Source organism: Bradyrhizobium algeriense, from assembly GCF_003062295.1.
Lineage (GTDB): Bacteria > Pseudomonadota > Alphaproteobacteria > Rhizobiales > Xanthobacteraceae > Bradyrhizobium > Bradyrhizobium algeriense.
Genome location: NZ_PYCN01000002.1, coordinates 478,893 through 494,873, shown reverse-complemented (window position 1 = coordinate 494,873; position 15,981 = coordinate 478,893). Strand labels below are relative to the sequence as shown.

The 15,981-nt window shown below is 63.3% G+C and carries 14 protein-coding genes; 8 read left to right on the top strand and 6 right to left on the bottom strand.

The genetic code is table 11. The annotated features are described in order from the left end of the window. Positions 1-17 precede the first annotated feature (17 nt). Together C7G61_RS06435 and C7G61_RS06430 are read left to right on the top strand one after the other, a co-directional pair. Entirely contained in the window at positions 18-2,327 is a 2,310-nt protein-coding gene (locus tag C7G61_RS06435) for a xanthine dehydrogenase family protein molybdopterin-binding subunit (RefSeq protein WP_108513241.1), read from the top strand. A 105-nt stretch (positions 2,328-2,432) separates the two neighbouring features. Further along, on the top strand, positions 2,433-2,879 hold the full coding sequence (locus tag C7G61_RS06430) for a c-type cytochrome (RefSeq protein ID WP_108513240.1): 447 nt from the start codon (positions 2,433-2,435) through the stop codon (positions 2,877-2,879). Between the two features lie 253 nt (positions 2,880-3,132). Here the strand turns inward: C7G61_RS06430 and C7G61_RS06425 are convergent, their stop codons facing one another. Further along, positions 3,133-3,555, bottom strand: coding sequence for a CHRD domain-containing protein (locus C7G61_RS06425; RefSeq protein ID WP_190241688.1), 423 nt, complete (start codon positions 3,553-3,555; stop codon positions 3,133-3,135). A gap of 166 nt (positions 3,556-3,721) precedes the next feature. Between C7G61_RS06425 and C7G61_RS06420 the strand changes: the two genes are divergently transcribed. Continuing rightward, on the top strand, positions 3,722-4,657 hold the full coding sequence (locus C7G61_RS06420) for a c-type cytochrome (RefSeq protein ID WP_108513239.1): 936 nt from the start codon (positions 3,722-3,724) through the stop codon (positions 4,655-4,657). Between the two features lie 20 nt (positions 4,658-4,677). Here C7G61_RS06420 and C7G61_RS06415 read toward each other — a convergent pair whose 3' ends face one another. From C7G61_RS06415 to C7G61_RS06405, 3 genes are all read right to left on the bottom strand, one after another. Further along, positions 4,678-5,496 carry a J domain-containing protein gene (locus C7G61_RS06415; protein ID WP_108513238.1) on the bottom strand — a complete coding sequence of 273 codons (819 nt, stop codon included), beginning with the start codon at positions 5,494-5,496 and terminating at the stop codon, positions 4,678-4,680. Between the two features lie 235 nt (positions 5,497-5,731). Next, positions 5,732-6,802, bottom strand: coding sequence for an Ldh family oxidoreductase (locus C7G61_RS06410; protein ID WP_244608150.1), 1,071 nt, complete (start codon positions 6,800-6,802; stop codon positions 5,732-5,734). 68 nt (positions 6,803-6,870) lie between these two features. Beyond that, the gene (locus tag C7G61_RS06405) at positions 6,871-7,116 is read right to left on the bottom strand and encodes an Lrp/AsnC ligand binding domain-containing protein (protein ID WP_029583462.1); all 246 of its coding nucleotides are present in this window, start codon (positions 7,114-7,116) and stop codon (positions 6,871-6,873) included. 132 nt (positions 7,117-7,248) lie between these two features. Here C7G61_RS06405 and thiD point away from each other — a divergent pair, with 132 nt between their 5' ends. The 4 genes from thiD (at position 7,249) to C7G61_RS06385 (ending at position 11,252) form a co-directional block, all read left to right on the top strand. Beyond that, positions 7,249-8,049, top strand: a complete 801-nt coding sequence (thiD, locus tag C7G61_RS06400; RefSeq protein ID WP_108513236.1) for a bifunctional hydroxymethylpyrimidine kinase/phosphomethylpyrimidine kinase — start codon at positions 7,249-7,251, stop codon at positions 8,047-8,049. 273 nt (positions 8,050-8,322) lie between these two features. Then, positions 8,323-9,135: a UDP-2,3-diacylglucosamine diphosphatase gene (locus C7G61_RS06395; protein ID WP_108513235.1), complete on the top strand. Its 813-nt coding sequence runs from the start codon at positions 8,323-8,325 to the stop codon at positions 9,133-9,135. Further along, positions 9,132-10,190, top strand: coding sequence for a glycosyltransferase family 4 protein (locus C7G61_RS06390; protein WP_108513234.1), 1,059 nt, complete (start codon positions 9,132-9,134; stop codon positions 10,188-10,190). Before C7G61_RS06395 ends, C7G61_RS06390 begins: the two co-directional genes overlap by 4 nt. Positions 10,191-10,262: 72 nt before the next feature. After that, positions 10,263-11,252: a threonine ammonia-lyase gene (locus C7G61_RS06385; protein WP_108513233.1), complete on the top strand. Its 990-nt coding sequence runs from the start codon at positions 10,263-10,265 to the stop codon at positions 11,250-11,252. Between the two features lie 72 nt (positions 11,253-11,324). Here C7G61_RS06385 and C7G61_RS06380 read toward each other — a convergent pair whose 3' ends face one another. Further along, complete coding sequence (locus C7G61_RS06380) at positions 11,325-12,929, bottom strand: caspase family protein (RefSeq protein ID WP_108513232.1); 1,605 nt, start codon at positions 12,927-12,929, stop codon at positions 11,325-11,327. 217 nt (positions 12,930-13,146) lie between these two features. Between C7G61_RS06380 and C7G61_RS06375 the strand changes: the two genes are divergently transcribed. Then, positions 13,147-14,139 carry an AI-2E family transporter gene (locus C7G61_RS06375; RefSeq protein WP_244608149.1) on the top strand — a complete coding sequence of 331 codons (993 nt, stop codon included), beginning with the start codon at positions 13,147-13,149 and terminating at the stop codon, positions 14,137-14,139. On the opposite strand, the gene C7G61_RS06370 is transcribed toward C7G61_RS06375, so the two are convergent. Then, entirely contained in the window at positions 14,136-15,914 is a 1,779-nt protein-coding gene (locus tag C7G61_RS06370; protein WP_108513231.1) for a metallophosphoesterase family protein, read from the bottom strand. The genes C7G61_RS06375 and C7G61_RS06370 overlap by 4 nt on opposite strands. Positions 15,915-15,981 lie beyond the last annotated feature (67 nt).

Below are 15,981 nucleotides of genomic sequence, written 5' to 3'. Positions count from 1 at the left end.
GGACAATTGGAGATACGATGGCAGCTCCCATCAAATTCGGCGTCGGTCAAAGCGTTCTCCGCAAGGAAGATGACGCGCTGATTCGCGGCAAGGGCCGCTATACCGACGACCATTCGCCACAGCCCGCGATGCATGCGCTGATGCTGCGCTCGCCGCATGCGCATGCGAAATTCACCATCAACGTCACCAAGGCCCGCGGGATGCCGGGCGTGTCGTTGATTCTGACCGCGGCCGAGGTCGGCGATCTCGGCGACCTGCCGTGTCTGTTCAACCTGGAAACCGATCCCTTCACCGGCCCGCCATACCCGATCCTCGCCAAGGACGAGGTGCGCCATGTCGGCGACGCCGTGGCCTTCGTGGTCGCCGATAGCATCGACCAGGCCCGCGATGCGATCGAGGCGATCGACGTCAAGTGGACGCCGCTTCCTTCGGTGGTGGGCGTCGTCAACGCCGTCAAGCAGGGCGCGCCGCAGGTCTGGCCCGACAAGCCCGGCAACGTGCTGTTCGACGTGTCGATCGGCGACAAGAAGGCGGCTGAGGCCGCCTTTGCCAAGGCGCATGCGGTCGCCGAGGTATCGATCGTCAACCCGCGCGTCATCACCAACTTCATGGAGACGCGCGCAGCCGTCGCCGAATACGACGCCAAGCGCGATCATCTGACGCTGACGATCGGCAGCCAGGGCAGCCATCGCCTGCGCGAAATCCTGTGCGGCATGGTGCTGAAGATGCCAATGGAGAAGATGCGGGTGATATGCCCCGACGTCGGCGGCGGCTTCGGCACGAAACTATTCCCTTACCGCGAATACGCCCTGATTTCAGTCGCCGCGAAAAAGCTGCGCAAGACCATCAAGTGGACCGCCGACCGCTCCGATCACTTCATCGGCGACGCGCAGGGCCGCGACAACGTCACCACCGCAAAGATGGCGCTGGCCGAGGACGGCAAGTTCTTAGGGATGGACGTCGACCTGATGGGCGACATGGGCGCCTATCTCTCGACCTTCGGGCCTTACATCCCGCATGGCGGCGCCGGCATGCTGCCCGGCCTCTACGACATCCAGGCCTTCCATTGCCGCGTCCGCACCGTGTTCACCAACACCGTGCCGGTCGATGCCTATCGCGGCGCCGGACGGCCTGAAGCTGCGTATGTGGTCGAACGGCTGGTCGATGCGGCGGCGCGTAAGCTCGGCATGACGCCGGATGCGATCCGGCGCAAGAATTTCATTCCGCCGAAGGCGATGCCCTACAAGACCGCAACCGGAAAGGTCTACGATTCCGGCGACTTCACTGCGCATATGAAGCGCGCGATGGAAGTCGCCAACTGGAAGGAGTTTCCCAAGCGCGCCAAGGCGGCGAAGAAGGCCGGCCTGGTGCGCGGCATCGGCATGGCCTGCTATGTCGAGGTCTGCGGCACCATGGGCGAGGAGACCGCCAATGTCGCGCTCGATCCCAATGGCGACATCTCTATCCTGATCGGCACCCAGTCGAGCGGGCAGGGCCACCAGACCGCTTACGCGCAACTTGTCGCCGAGCAGTTCGGAGTGCCGCCGGAGCGCGTCCACGTCCTGCAGGGCGACACCGACAAGATCGCCACCGGTCTCGGCACCGGCGGCTCGGCGTCGATTCCGACCGGCGGCGTCAGCGTCGAGCGTGCCACCCGCGACCTCGGTGGCAAGCTGAAGGAGATCGCCGCCGAAGCGCTGGAGACCAGCGCGGGCGACCTCGAGATCAGCAATGGCCTCGTGCGCATCGCCGGCACCGACCGCTCAATCAGCTTCGCGGATATTGCAAAACGTCCGGGCGTCGATCCCTCGAAACTGAATGCGAGTGCGACCTTCGCGCAGGCCGACGGCACCTATCCGAATGGCACGCATCTCGCCGAAGTCGAGATCGACCCCGCCACCGGCATCATCAAGATCATCAACTATGTCATCGTCGACGATTTCGGCGTCACGCTCAATCCGCTGCTACTCGCCGGCCAGGTGCATGGCGGCGCGATGCAGGGGATCGGCCAGGCCTTGATGGAGCAGGCGGTCTACAGCGCAACCGACGGCCAGCTCGTCACCGGCACCTTCATGGATTATGCGGTGCCGCGCGCATCCGACGGCCCGTCATTCCATTTCGAAACCCACAACGTGCCGTGCACGACCAATCCGCTCGGCGTCAAGGGCGCGGGCGAGGCGGGTGCGATCGGGTCCTGTCCCGCGGTGGTCAATGCGATCATCGAGGGCCTGTGGCGCGAGTACAAGATCGATCACATCGACATGCCGGCCACGGCCGAGCGGGTCTGGATCGCAATCCGTGAAGCACAGAAGCTGCATAATCTCTGATATTTTGTCGCATGCGGAATGATGCGCCGCATGTGGTGTTTACAAACAACCAGTCCGCACCACCTTTGGGACCGGTACAAACCCGAATTGAAGGGGATTTAGCCAATGAAGCGGATCATCGTCGTCGCAGCTGTGCTTGCATTCAGTGCCGGTGCGGTCGTTGCACAGCAGGATCAGGTCAAGCGGACCCAAGCCATGATGAAGGACAATGGCAAGAACGCTGGCGCGTTGTCGGCGATGGTCAAGGGCGAAAAGCCCTACGATCAGGCGACTGTCAATGCCGCGCTGGCCCAGTTCGAAGACACCGCCAAGAACCTTCCGACGCTGTTCCCCGAAAGCATGAAAGGTCTTAAGCTGGAGGGTGATTACGATCCGTCGCCGAAAATCTGGAGTGACAAGGCCGGCTTCGAGTCTCAAATTAATAGCTTCGCCAAGGTCGTCGCCGATGCCAAAAGCAAGATCAAGAATCTCGACACGCTAAAGGCGGAACTGCCCGTCATCGGCAAGCAGTGCGGTGCCTGCCACGAGACATTCCGGATCAAGAAGGGCTGATCGCATTCTAACTTTGAGCATGATCTCCGCGCAAACGCGTTCCGCGTTTGTCGCGAGGGAAAACCGCCACGCATTTTTCTGGATCATGCTCTGGCCTAAAAAGGGGCGGACGCCGCGAAGCGTCCGCCCCTTTTGTGTTATAGCGTTTTCGAGCGAAGTGGACACCGGTTCGAATGCTCTAGCCTTTTCTTGTTGTTGTTGACTCGTGTTCGAACTTACCTGCTTCGTCACCAAATCTACTCGGTGACTTGATTTATTTGGTTACCTGACCGCGGATTTCGCCGCCCGGATTAGCTGCGGTGTGAATGTTGATGTAGTACTTGCCGGCCGCGAGGTCCGCAGCCTGCGCATCGGTCAATGTCGCGCTGCCCTCAACCGGGCTCGATGTTGCATTGGGGATGGCGACCGCGACGCCGGCATTCTTGCCGGCTTCCGCGGGCCCGTGGAAATGGGCGGCGGTGGCGGGGCCGGACAGGCCGGAATAGCTCAGCTTCCAGCTCAGCTTCTTGCTGGCGGGATCGTAGTCGATGTCGGCGGTACCGGTGGCCGCGCTGGTGTTGGGCGGCACCTGGGCCTTGCCGTCAAGCGTCGCCTTCATCTTGTCGGCGGACGCGGGTCCGGCAAAAGCAATCGCTGCCCCCAGCGCAAGCGTGACAAGCATGGTCTTGTTCGACATGGTGTTTCTCCCTGTTGACATCAAACGGCCGTGTCAGCCTCAAAACAACGACTTCACGAATTTATTCCCGAAACGCCGACAACGTCTGAAAATTTCGTGGAAGCTTGTGGCGCAAAGTGCGTTCATATTGGTCAACAAATTTGGACACGTGACGACGGATCGGTGAATGCTGCGACGAATTCTCCTCGGCTTGATTTTGGCTGGCGCTGCCGGCGCCGGCACCTTCTGGTGGCTAACGATCCCGGCGGTCGTTGCCCCGGCCTCGCTTGCTCCCCGCGCGCCGAACCTTGCCAATGGTCTCATGGCGTTCAATGCCGGGGGCTGTTCCTCCTGCCACGCCGTTCCCAACCAGCCCGATCGGCTGAAGCTCGGCGGCGGGCTTGCAATGCCTTCACCGTTCGGGACGTTTTACGTTCCCAACATCTCGTCCGATCCCACATACGGTATTGGCCGGTGGAGCGAAGCGGATTTCGTGACGGCTGTGCTCAAGGGGACGTCGCCGGACGGCCAGCATTATTTTCCGGCCTTTCCATATGCGTCCTACCAGCATGCGACGGTCGACGACGTTCGCGATCTCTTTGCCTATCTGAAGACGCTGGCGCCGGTGACCGGCAAGCCGCGCGACCACGACGTGCCGTTTCCGTTCAACATCCGTCGCAATGTCGGCATCTGGAAATGGCTGTTCATGGACGGCAAGCCTTACACGGCGGACGCTTCGCATTCGGCGTCATGGAATCGCGGCGCTTATCTCGTCAACGGTCTGGGCCATTGCGCCGAGTGCCACAGCCCGCGCAACTTCCTCGGCGGTATCGTCGAGGCGCAACGCTTCGCAGGCGGGCCCAATCCGGAGGGCGAGGGCTGGGTGCCCAACATCACCCAGAAGCGATTGGACGAGTGGAGCGCGAAGGACATCGCCTACTTCCTCGAAACCGGGCAGACGCCTGACGGCGACACCGCCGGCGGATCGATGGCGCGCGTGATCAGGAACATTTCGCAATTGCCGCCGGAGGATCGCGCCGCCGTCGCAGAATACCTGAAGTCGCTGCCGCCGGTCGAGGGACCGCCGCGGCCCAAGAAGGCAAAGGACGCCGAGAAGTCATGACCGGCGCGTTGCGCCTGCGCTCAGGGCGTCAAGGCCGCGGTGATCGGCATTCGCCTCTCTGGCGGCGCAGGGGACGCAATAGGAGGCACGATCATCAGCGGCTTGCGCGGCGCAGGTGTGGCGGTCGCAGGCGTGGCGATCTTTGCCCGCCTCAAGTCCGTGGCCGGCTTGGGTGGAGCGATAGCGGCGAACGGGTCGAAATCGCCGACGCGATACAGAACGATGCCGCGGTCGAAATTGGCAGTTGCGAAGCGCGGATAATATTGAATCGCCAGATTGTATGAGACGAATCCTGGGACCTGTTCGAAACGGCCGATGGCCGTGGCGTTTGCCTCTTTCGCCGCGGGCGCAACCGCCGATGTCCCGATGGCGCCGACGGTCGATACGTCCCCCTCGCGCTGGACGGGCGGTTCATCCGAAGCGGTGACGTCAGGATGCAGCGCTGCGACGACTTGCGCTTCGCCGATGGTCGTGATTTCCGCTGCGCCGGGTGGCTTTGAAAACAGCCCGAACAGGACGTAGCCTCCGACCAGCACTGCCGAAATGACCGTTGCCGCCATCGTGTTGGAGGCAACCTTGCGCACGGTCTCGTAGGTCTGCACGGCATTCGTGGCCGGCGGCTGGAGCGCAATGGCGAGCAGTTCATCGTAGGTCTCGCGCTGCTCGGCATCGGTCAGGATGTCATAGGCGCGCACCAGCTCCCTGAACCTCAGGGCAGCATCGGGATTGTCGGGATTGATATCGGGATGAGTCGCCTTCGCAGCCTTGCGGAACGCGGTCCGCAAGCCTTCGGCATCATCACTCGGAAGCGCCCCGAGCAAATCGTATAGCGTCCTCATGGTGGTACTCGCGACTATCTCCCCCTCGGAACGTCCCCCGCCGCGGAGCCCTCCGATTGACGACGCCTTAGGTAATCAAAAATATCAAGGCGGTAGGATGATGCTCTTATGGCAAAAGCATGCAAATCCGCTGGGATGGTTAACGGGTACCGCCCGCGAGCGGCTTCATTGGCGGCAGGAGGCGGACGCGGCGGCCTCCAGCCCCCCGGCCGCCATCACAGCCGCAGGACGCGGCCTAGAGCCGCGCAATCCCAAGATCGTCGGCGACCTGGTCCAGCCCGCGCAGCAGCGCAGGCGCTATTGGAATGCCAAGGCTGGTCCGCCTGAGGCGCGTTTCATGGCTGCGTTCGCCGGGCACCCAGATGCGATCCACGCCCGGCATGCGCCGGCTGTTGCGGAAGTCGCGCACCAGCGCATCGACGCTTCGCTTGAAGACGGCAATGTCGCCGAAGGCTGCGATGTTGATCGCGGCGATCGCCTGTCCGGTGTTGGTGACGTTGTCGTCGTCGTGATTGAAGTCGATCACGTCGCGGCCCATCGCGGCGCCGCCGAGCGTGCCTGCGAGCAGGCCGATGATCATCGCAAGGCCGTAGCCCTTGTATCCGGCCTCCATGCCGCCGAGCGGCAGCAGCATGCCTTCGTCGGCGCGCTTCGGGTCGGTCAGCGGCCTGCCTTCGCGATCGATCATCCAGCCCTCCGGCATGGTCTCGCCGCGCAACGCCTTGGTTTTCACCTTCCCGTAGGCGGCGACCGTGGTCGCCATGTCGAGCACGATCGGGTTTTCGTCGCCGGCCGGAATGGCGGCTGCGATCGGATTGGTCGACAGCAGCATGTCGAGGCCGCCCCAGGGCGGAAGGTGGTTGGCGTTGCCGACCGCGAAGTAGAGCCCGATCATGTCATGGGCGAGCGGCATCGTGGCGTAGAGCGAGGCGGGGCCGGCATGGTTGCTGAACTGCGAGTTGACCCAGCCTATTCCGGTGCTGCGCGCCTTTTCGATCGCAATCCCGGCCGCGCGTTTCATCACGAGGTGGCCCATGCCATTGTCGCCGTTCAGGACGGCGGTGCCAGCGTGCTCGTGCACGACATGGATGTTGGGCCGGACGTTGAAGCCGCCGGCCTTGATCCGCCTGACATATTGCGGCAACCGGCTGACGCCGTGCCCGTCCGATCCCTGCAGGTCGGCCTCCGCCATCAGGGCCGCGATCGTTGCAGCATCGGCGTCCGGCAAGCCCACCGCGGTGAGCGCTTGCTCGATGAAGGCCTTCAACCGGTCAAAAGTAACTGATGTATCGGACAGGACGGGCACTCCCAGAGGCCCGCGGGCGTGGCCGCGCCGGGCGAAGTCGACGGCAATGGCGGGCAGGGCCGCCGTTGCTAGCCGGTGCCGAACGCCTTGAAGGTGATGATGGTGTGGGTGTCCTGGATGCCCGGAATCACCTGCACCTTCTCGTTGACGAAATGCCCGATGTCGGTGTCGTTATCGACGTAGAATTTGACCAGCAGATCGTAATCGCCGGCGGTGGAATAGATCTCCGAGGCGATCTCGGCCTCCGCGAGCGCATTGGCGACGGCATAGGACTGGCCGAGCTTGCATTTGAACTGGACGAAGAAGGGAACCATCGCTGTCGTCTCCAAAAATGTTGGCCCCAATAGGCCAAAAACCGCCGGGGATGGCAAGCCAGCTTGCCGCCCGTGCCCTGCCGCGGTAGGACAATTCATGGCCCTCACCACACGATTTGCGCGAGGTTTGCGATGACGACGCCGATCGCGCTCACCATCGCAGGCTCGGATTCCTCTGGAGGAGCGGGCATCCAGGCCGACCTCAAGACGTTTGCCGCATTCGGCGTCTACGGCGCCTCCGTGATCACGGCGCTGACCGCGCAGAACACCACGGGCGTCAGCGGCATCCACCAGGTGCCGGCGGAGTTCGTGACCGCGCAGATCGACGCGGTGTTTTCAGATCTCGACGTCGGCGCGGTCAAGATCGGCATGGTGGCGCACCCGCCGGTCATCGACGCCATCGTCGCGGGGCTTAAGCGCTGGTCGCCGAAGCACGTCGTGCTCGATCCCGTCATGGTCGCAACTTCGGGCGACCGGCTGCTCGCGACTGAAGCCGTCGACGCGTTGCGGACCAGGCTCATTCCATTGGCGTCGGTGATCACGCCCAATCTGCCGGAAGCCGCAGCGCTGCTCGACGAAGGCGTGGCGGCGGACGAAGCCGCCGTCGAGAAACAAGGCAGGCGATTGCTGGCGCTCGGTTGCAAGGCGGTGCTGATCAAGGGCGGCCACGGGGAGGGCGCCGAGAGCATCGATTACCTGGTCGATTCCTCCGGTGTCACCGCACTCGCCGCGCCGCGCATCGCCACAAAAAATACCCACGGCACCGGCTGCTCGCTCTCCTCGGCGATTGCCGCGGGACTGGCGAAGGGCGAGGGCATGGAAACCGCCGTGCGCAACGCCAAGGCCTGGGTCAGCGCTGCGATTGCGGAGGCGGACCGTTTCAGCGTTGGCCGCGGTCACGGGCCGATCCACCATTTTCATAAATTTTATTGACCTATCTTTCGTCGTCCCTGCGAACGCAGGGACCCATACCGCGCTGTCCTATCGATAGAAGCGAGATGGCTGACGTCTTCCAAAACAATTGGTGCCGCGGCGTATGGGTCCCTGCTTTCGCAGGGACGACAGCGAAATCTTGCCTCTCCACTGTCGCCTGCCTGTCGCATCGCGCTGCTATCCGCAAGTTGTGGGGCGCGGCAGTGATTCTCGCGGAAATATCGCGGCGTGAACAGTCATCGCCCTGTCACAGAAATCTGTCAGGGGACAGGTATGGGTAGTGACTCCTTGAGTGAAGAAAGCCCGGAACGGCGTTTTCGCACCTTGTTTATCTCCGATGTCCATCTTGGAGCCCGCGGCTCGCAAGCCGATCGATTGCTGGATTTCCTCAAGAGCCATGACGCCGACACCATCTATCTCGTCGGCGATATCGTCGATGGCTGGGCGCTGAAGTCGAGCTGGTACTGGCCGCAATCGCACAACGACTTCGTGCAGAAGATGCTGCGCAAGGCGCGCAAGGGCGCCAAAGTCATCTACGTGCCCGGCAATCACGACGAGTTCCTGCGCAATTATTACGGCACGCATTTCGGCGGCATCGATGTGGTGGAAAACACCATTCATGAGGGCGCCGATGGCAAGCGCTACCTCATCATCCACGGCGACATCTTCGATCTCGTGGTGCAGAACGCGCGCTGGCTCGCCCATCTCGGCGACAAGGCTTATGACTTCGCCATTCAGATGAACCGGCTGGTCAATTTCTTCCGGCGCATGTTCGGCGTGCCTTATTGGTCGCTGTCGCAATGGGCGAAGCTGAAGGTCAAGAACGCCGTGAACTATATCGGCGCGTTCGAAAAGACCTTGGCCGGCGAGGCGCGGCGGCACGGCGCCGACGGCGTGATCTGCGGCCACATCCACTACGCCACCATCCGCGACGAGCATGGCATCCGCTACATGAATTGCGGTGACTGGGTGGAAAGCTGCACTGCGCTTGCCGAGCACGAGGACGGCCGGTTCGAGATCATTATCTGGACCGATCCGCAGCGAAGGGCAGCACCCGTTCCCCGCGTCGCGGCGCGCGCCGCATGACGCATATCCTGGTCGCGACCGATGCGTGGCATCCCCAGGTCAACGGGGTGGTTCGCACGCTGACCATGATGGCAGAGGCGGCCAAGGGATTTGGCGTCGAGGTGAGCTTCCTGACGCCGCAATCGTTTCGCACTTTTGCGATGCCGAGCTATCCCGATCTCCGGCTGGCGCTGCCGTACCCGGCAAAAATCGCAAAGCTGATCGAGGCGGCAAAGCCCGACAGCATTCATATCGCGACCGAGGGCCCGATCGGACTATTGGTGCGGCGCTATTGCCGCAAGCGCGGCCTGCCGTTCACCACGAGCTTTCACACCCGCTTTCCCGAATATGTTTCGGCGCGTTCGCCGATACCGGAAGCTTGGGTTTGGCGAGTGCTGCGCGCCTTCCATCGGCCGAGCCAGGCGGTGATGGCGGCTACGCCGGCGCTGGCGGCCGAATTGCGCATGCGCGGCTTTCGCAACGTGGTGCTGTGGTCGCGTGGCGTCGATACCTCGCTGTTTCATCCGCGCAGCGTCGATCTCTGCCTGCCGATGCCGGTATATCTCAGCGTCGGGCGCCTCGCGGTCGAAAAGAATCTCGAAGCCTTCCTCGACCTCGATCTGCCCGGCACCAAGCTCGTCGTCGGCGATGGACCGGCCCGAATCGCGTTGGAGCGGAAATATCCGGACGCCGTGTTCCTGGGCGCCAGGCACGGCGAGGAATTGGCTGAAATCTACGCGGCGTCGGACATTTTCGTATTTCCCAGCAAGACCGACACGTTTGGCCTGGTGCTGCTGGAGGCGCTGGCCAGCGGCCTGCCGGTTGCCGCCTTTCCGGTCACCGGTCCACGCGACGTGATCGGCTCGGCGCCGGTCGGCGTCCTGGACGACGACCTGCGCGCGGCCTGCCTCGAGGCGCTGCAGGTTTCGCGGCAGGATTGCGTCGAATTCGCCACCGGCTACAGCTGGCAGGCCTCCGCGCGGGTCTTTGTCGAGCATGCCCTGAATGTCCGCTCCGAGCCGCCGGAAGGCGAGGTGGCCGAATTTGGCGCGGAAGATCCGCATTTCGCCGCCTGAGTTCACGGGTAACGCCTAAATTCACGGTAAATCGTCTTGCTCGCCCGTCGGCGACCGCGATACAAATGACGGATGCCAGAACCTATCCAAAATCCACCCATTGGCGCGGCCGATATCGAGGCCGCCGCCAAGGTGGTCGCGCCCTTTGCGGTGCGGACGCCGCTGTTGTCGTTCCCCGTTCTCAATGAACGCGTCGGGACCAAGGTGTTTCTGAAGCCCGAAATGCTGCAGCGGACCGGATCGTTCAAGTTCCGCGGCGCCTTCAACAAGCTGGCCTCGATCCCGCAGGACAAGCGCAGCGGCGGCGTGGTCGCGTTCTCCTCCGGCAACCACGCCCAGGGCGTGGCGGCGGCGGCGCAGATCCTCAGCATGCAGGCCACCATCGTGATGCCCGCGGACTCTCCCGTCACCAAGCGCGAGCGCACCAAGGGCTATGGCGCCGAGGTGGTGCTCTACGACCGCGACAAGGAAGACCGCGAAGCGATCGCCAACGGCATTGCTGCGAAGCGCGGCGCGACGCTGGTGCGCCCCTATGACGATCCCTTCGTGATCGCCGGACAAGGCACCGCGGGCCGTGAGATCGCCGAAGACATGACGGCGCTCGGGCTCGTCCCCGATATCGTGGTGGCACCGGCCTCGGGCGGCGGGCTGATCGCCGGCGTTGCGACGGCGGTGAAGGCAAAATTTCCGCAAGCGCAGGTGATCGTCGCCGAGCCCAAGGACTATGACGATCATGGCTTGTCGTTGCGTGCCGGGCATCGCGAGGCCCATCATGCCGCCGGCCGCACCATCTGCGATGCGCTGATGGCGGCGATGCCGGGCGAGCTCACCTTCTCGATCAACAGCAAGCTGCTGGCGAATGGCGTGATCGCCTCCGATGAGGAAGTCGGCGCGGCGGTCGCCTATGCCTATCGGGAATTGAAGCTTGTGGTCGAGCCGGGCGGCGCCGTCGGCCTCGCCGCGCTGTTGGCCGGTCGCATCGATGCGAGGGGCAAGAACGTCGTCATCGTGCTCTCCGGCGGCAATGTCGACGCGGACCTGTTCGCCAAGCTGGTCGCCTGATCATCCCGTCTCAAACGGAACCGGGCAGAGCGTGTGCTCTGCCCGGTTTCGCGCTTGTACGAAGCTCTCCCGTCAGCGCCGTCCGAAGCCGCCGCCAAACGAACGGCCACCGAACGAACTGCCACCGAACGAACTGCGGGCGAATGAATTGCGCGACGGGCTTGCGGCGACGCGCTGGCTGAAGCCTCCGCCCATACCGCTGTTGAAACGACGCGGCGCGGTGTTGACCATCGGCCTGTTGGTGAGCCTTGCCGAGTTGTTGTTGAACCTGCCGGGCAATTTCGCGACCTTGCCGGTGTTGACGGGATTGGTGTTGATCTTGCCAGGCAAGGTCGTGACCTTACCCACTTTGCCGTTGTTACCAATGTTGGCCGGGTTGATCCCGCCCTTGGCGGGCAGCGTAACGATCTTCGATGGCGAGGGTATATGAGCCTGGGCGCCAAGATTGCCCTTGGAGATGCCCAGCGTCGGCGCGTGGCCGAAGTTCCCCGACTTGAACGACGGCGACTGCTTCGCCAGATGCGTGAACTGCATCAGATGCACCGGCTTCGGCGCACCCTGCAGCTTCAATGCAGACTTGGCGTACTGGCTGTTGGAATAATTGTCATGAAACGTCTTGTAGGCGACGGGCGAGTTCGCGAGCACCGCCTTGTGCCACGCCTTTGCCACCTGCAGGTTGCCGAGCAGCACGCGGATGTGGTCGCACAGCGGGTCATGCGGGTAGAGCCGGATGAACTCCTCATAGTACTCGGGCGAGCCTTCGGACAGCACGTAGTCGTAGGCCTGGCGCACCGAACGCGACGGCAGATTAGCCGCAGCCTGCATGATCGGGCGGCGATCCGGCGAGCGGGCTGCCGCAACCGCCGTATCGCCGAAGAAATAGAAATCGGAGGTCAGCGACGAGCTTTCCCACGGCGTCTGACGGCCCTTGGTCGCGCTGTTCACTTCGAGCCGGACGCGCTTGAACAATTGCTCGATCGGCAGGTTCGGTTCGCGTGCGACATTCAGGAAGGCCGACGTATACGGGCTGTGGTTGCCGTCGCCGTCCTGCGCCTCCATGCCCGGCGCGGTCGAGTAGCCGACGATCGAGCCGTTCGGCGCGTCGACGATGGCAAGGCCCCGCCCGGTGTCATTGACCTCCGGGAACGGATTGTTGCGGCAGGCGTCGAGTACGACGATACGCATCCGGCTCTGGATTGATTCCAGCGTGCCCATCAGGTCGACCAGCCGCAGCGAATTGCCGTCGAGATCGGACGGCGAAGAGATTTTTGCATCGACCGGGAGCAGATAGTTCTCGCCCGCCACCTGCACGCCGTGACCGGCATAGTAGATCATGGCGACGGCGCCGGGGCCGCGCTCGGCGACCCTGGCGGAGAAGTCCTGCACGACCTTGACCATGTCGCTGCGCGTCAGGTCGGTCGCCTGCGTCACCTCGAAGCCCGCCGAGTTCAAAAGCTGCGCCATCGATTGCGCGTCGTTGCCGGGATTGGCGAGCTTTGGCGCGGTCTGGTAATTCGAATTGCCGATCACCAGCGCGATGCGCTGGTCCGCCGCCGGCGGTGTTTGCATGCCGTTGCGGATGTCGGCGTTGGGGGCTTCGGCGAAAGAGGCGCCGGCGAAGCCCAGCAGGCCTGCCAGCAAGCTGGCAGATAACAGCAATGACTTGAAACGGGACATGGCGGCTTCCTCACGTGAATCTCGTGGCGAGATTTGCTGTGGGGACGCTAAGCCGCTTTACCCTTGCGGTACGTGACGGCGGTCACGCTTGCTGCCGGAGGCGGCCGGCTCTTGCCGCGGTTCAAGACAGCTGACAATCTCGGGTTGCTGGAAGGTCGAAGGAACCCAACATGGGGTAAGCTTCGGGCTAACGATCACAACCGGAATCATCGCGGCGGTGCTGGTCATCGCGGCTGCGGCTCAGGCGAGCAACGTGTTCGCGCCGCTGGCGGCGGCCATTTTCATTATCGCCATCGTGTGGCCGGTCCAGAAGCGGTTGCAGTCGTGGATGCCGAAGCTTGTCGCGCTGGCGATCACCGTCGTCGCCACGGTGGCGATCTGTCTCGGCTTTGCCTCTCTCGCGGCCTGGGGATTTGGTCGCGTCGGACGATCGCTGGTCGCGGATCTGCCGCGCTACCAGGCCCTTTATTCGGCGATGGTGACTTGGCTGGACGGCCACGGCGTTTCGGTCGCAGGGCTTTGGGCCGAACATTTCAACGTAGGCTGGCTCTTGCGCGCGACGCAGTATGTCACCGGGCGCCTCAACACCACGCTCACCTTCTGGGTGATTGCGCTCGTTTACGTCATGCTCGGACTTCTCGAAGTCGACAATGTCAGGCAGAAGATCGAGCGGCTGGATAACCGCACCGCGGCACGCGTGCTGCTCGACGGCAGCGCGGCGACTGCGGCGAAATTTCGAAGATACCTGCTGGTGCGGACGAAAATGAGCGCGGTGACCGGCGTGCTGGTCGGCGCTTTCGCAGGCGTTACCGGACTGCCATTCGCATTCGAGTGGGGCGTGATCGCCTTCGTGCTCAACTATATCCCGTTCATCGGGCCGTTCATCGCGACGCTGTTTCCGACCTTGCTGGCGATGACGCAATTCGAAAGCTGGCCGGCGGTGCTCGGCGTCTTCATTTGCCTGAATATCATCCAGTTCGCGGTCGGCAGCTACATCGAGCCACGCGTCGCCGGCACCATGCTGTCGATTTCACCTGTCGTCGTGCTGTTTTCGATCTTCTTCTGGACGTTCCTGTGGGGCCTGTTCGGGACCTTCATTGGCGTGCCGATCGCGCTCGCAATACTTACTTTTTGCGCCGCGCATCCATCAAGCCGCTGGATCGCCGATCTGCTTGGCGGGCCCGACCCGGCGAAGCCCGGTAAAATCTAGCCCGCTGTCGCACCCGCAATCTCCACGCGCTCCGGTGACAGCAGATCCAGCCGCCCATCCGGGCCAGCCGCCAGCGTGTGAATATAGAAATACGTCGTCGCATCATCAGTCGCATTCATTACCGGCGACGGAGCAGAGATGATTTTCAAGCGGCCGCACGCGCCGATCCAGTCGAGATGACGGTGGCCGTGCATCACGATGGCGCGATCGGCCAATGCTTCCAGCCTGCGCACGAACCAGTTGCCGTTGATCAATGCGGTTCCGATGCGTTCGGAAAACGCCTTTACCGGCATGGGATACTCGACCACATGATGATGCATCGCGACGATCCACCGTGCCCTCGGATAGTGTCGGGCCGCCGCCTCGAAGCGGCGTGTCTGTTCGACGGACACCAGTCCGAGTGCGTTGGTGTATGAAAAGTGGGTTTCTGCATTGGAGTTCAGGATAGCGATTCCGAGGCCGTCTTCGGCATCGGGCGGCACGATCATCGGAAACTGGTCATCGAACAGCCCGCGCAGCGCCACAACGCGGCGCAGGCCGCCGCGCTTGGCAACGGCTACGATCGCATCGCGGTGCGGCGCCAGCGTCGCCTGCAGCGTAGCGATCGGCTTTCCCTCGGCGTCGACGACGTGCACGCGATCGCCTTGCACGGCGGCGAGCGCCGACAGCGTCCGAATTTGCCGCAACAGCTTGCCGGTGCTGAACGGCAGGTCGAGCCGGGCCGGATTCGCGCGGTCGACGATGTTGACGTCGTGATTGCCGGGCAACAGGATCATCCGCGCCGCGAGCTCCGGATGATGCGCCAGTGCGTCGAGGAATGCGGCCCATTCGCCGGCGCGACCGGCGTCGGTCATATCGCCGCTGACCAGCACATGATCGAGCGGATCGATCGCGTGAATGGCGGCGAGATGCGCCAGGATCCGATCGAGCCGGTCATTGCCGCGCGGGCCGGCGCGTCCGCTTTCGATGCGAAAGCCATATTGTTCGCCGATCACGTGAAGGTCCGATAGATGCGCGATGCGCCAGCGCCGGCCTTCGGCCGAGGCGGCATCGAACGCGGCAAGGTCGAGCGGTTGAGGCATGCTGGCGTCGGCAAAGCCCCAGACCAGCGATGCGATCGCCAGATATCCCGACACCAGCACGACGGCATTCGCAAGCATCGGTACGACGAGGCGATGCAGCAGGGCGATGTCGCTCCAGTTGCCGGTCCAGCGCGAGGCAGGCCAGGCCAGCATCGCGATCGCCACGGCGCATGCGGATAGCATGATGCCGGATCCAACCGAGTTGGCGCTACGCAGGCGGGCCCGGCCGGCGGGGGTCAGGTTTTTGCCTCCGACCAGTTCCGTCAGATGCCGCAACGCTTCGCGTCCGAACGCGTAGCCGGGCTGGACCAGGAGGGCGTTAAGCGACCAGAAACTGGTCTCGGCAATTCGAAACAGCGGCCGCCATCCGATCCACCCCAGCGCAAGAACCGCGATCAGCGCGACGGCCGCACCGATTTCAGTCAATGCGGCAAGACGTTCCGACAATTTCGAAAACCAGGCGGACGCCAGCAGCGGCGCAAGGCCCAGCAGCACGGCCGGCAGCAGCAGCAATACCGTCCAGGCGAACAGCAATTTCGGCAGGCTGATTTCGACGAGCAGGGTTCCGGCGATCGCGAGCAGCGACCGCTGTCCGGGGCTTGCTGCATCGTCTTCGATGTCGCCATCGCGCGGATCGATCAGCATGCGACCTTCCATGCTGATCAGGCCGCGCGCGGCAGTTGGCTTCGTCATCACCAGGCCCCCATCTCGCGTTCCGCGCCGCGCTTCCGGTTACACTCTCCAGGGAAGACCCAACAGG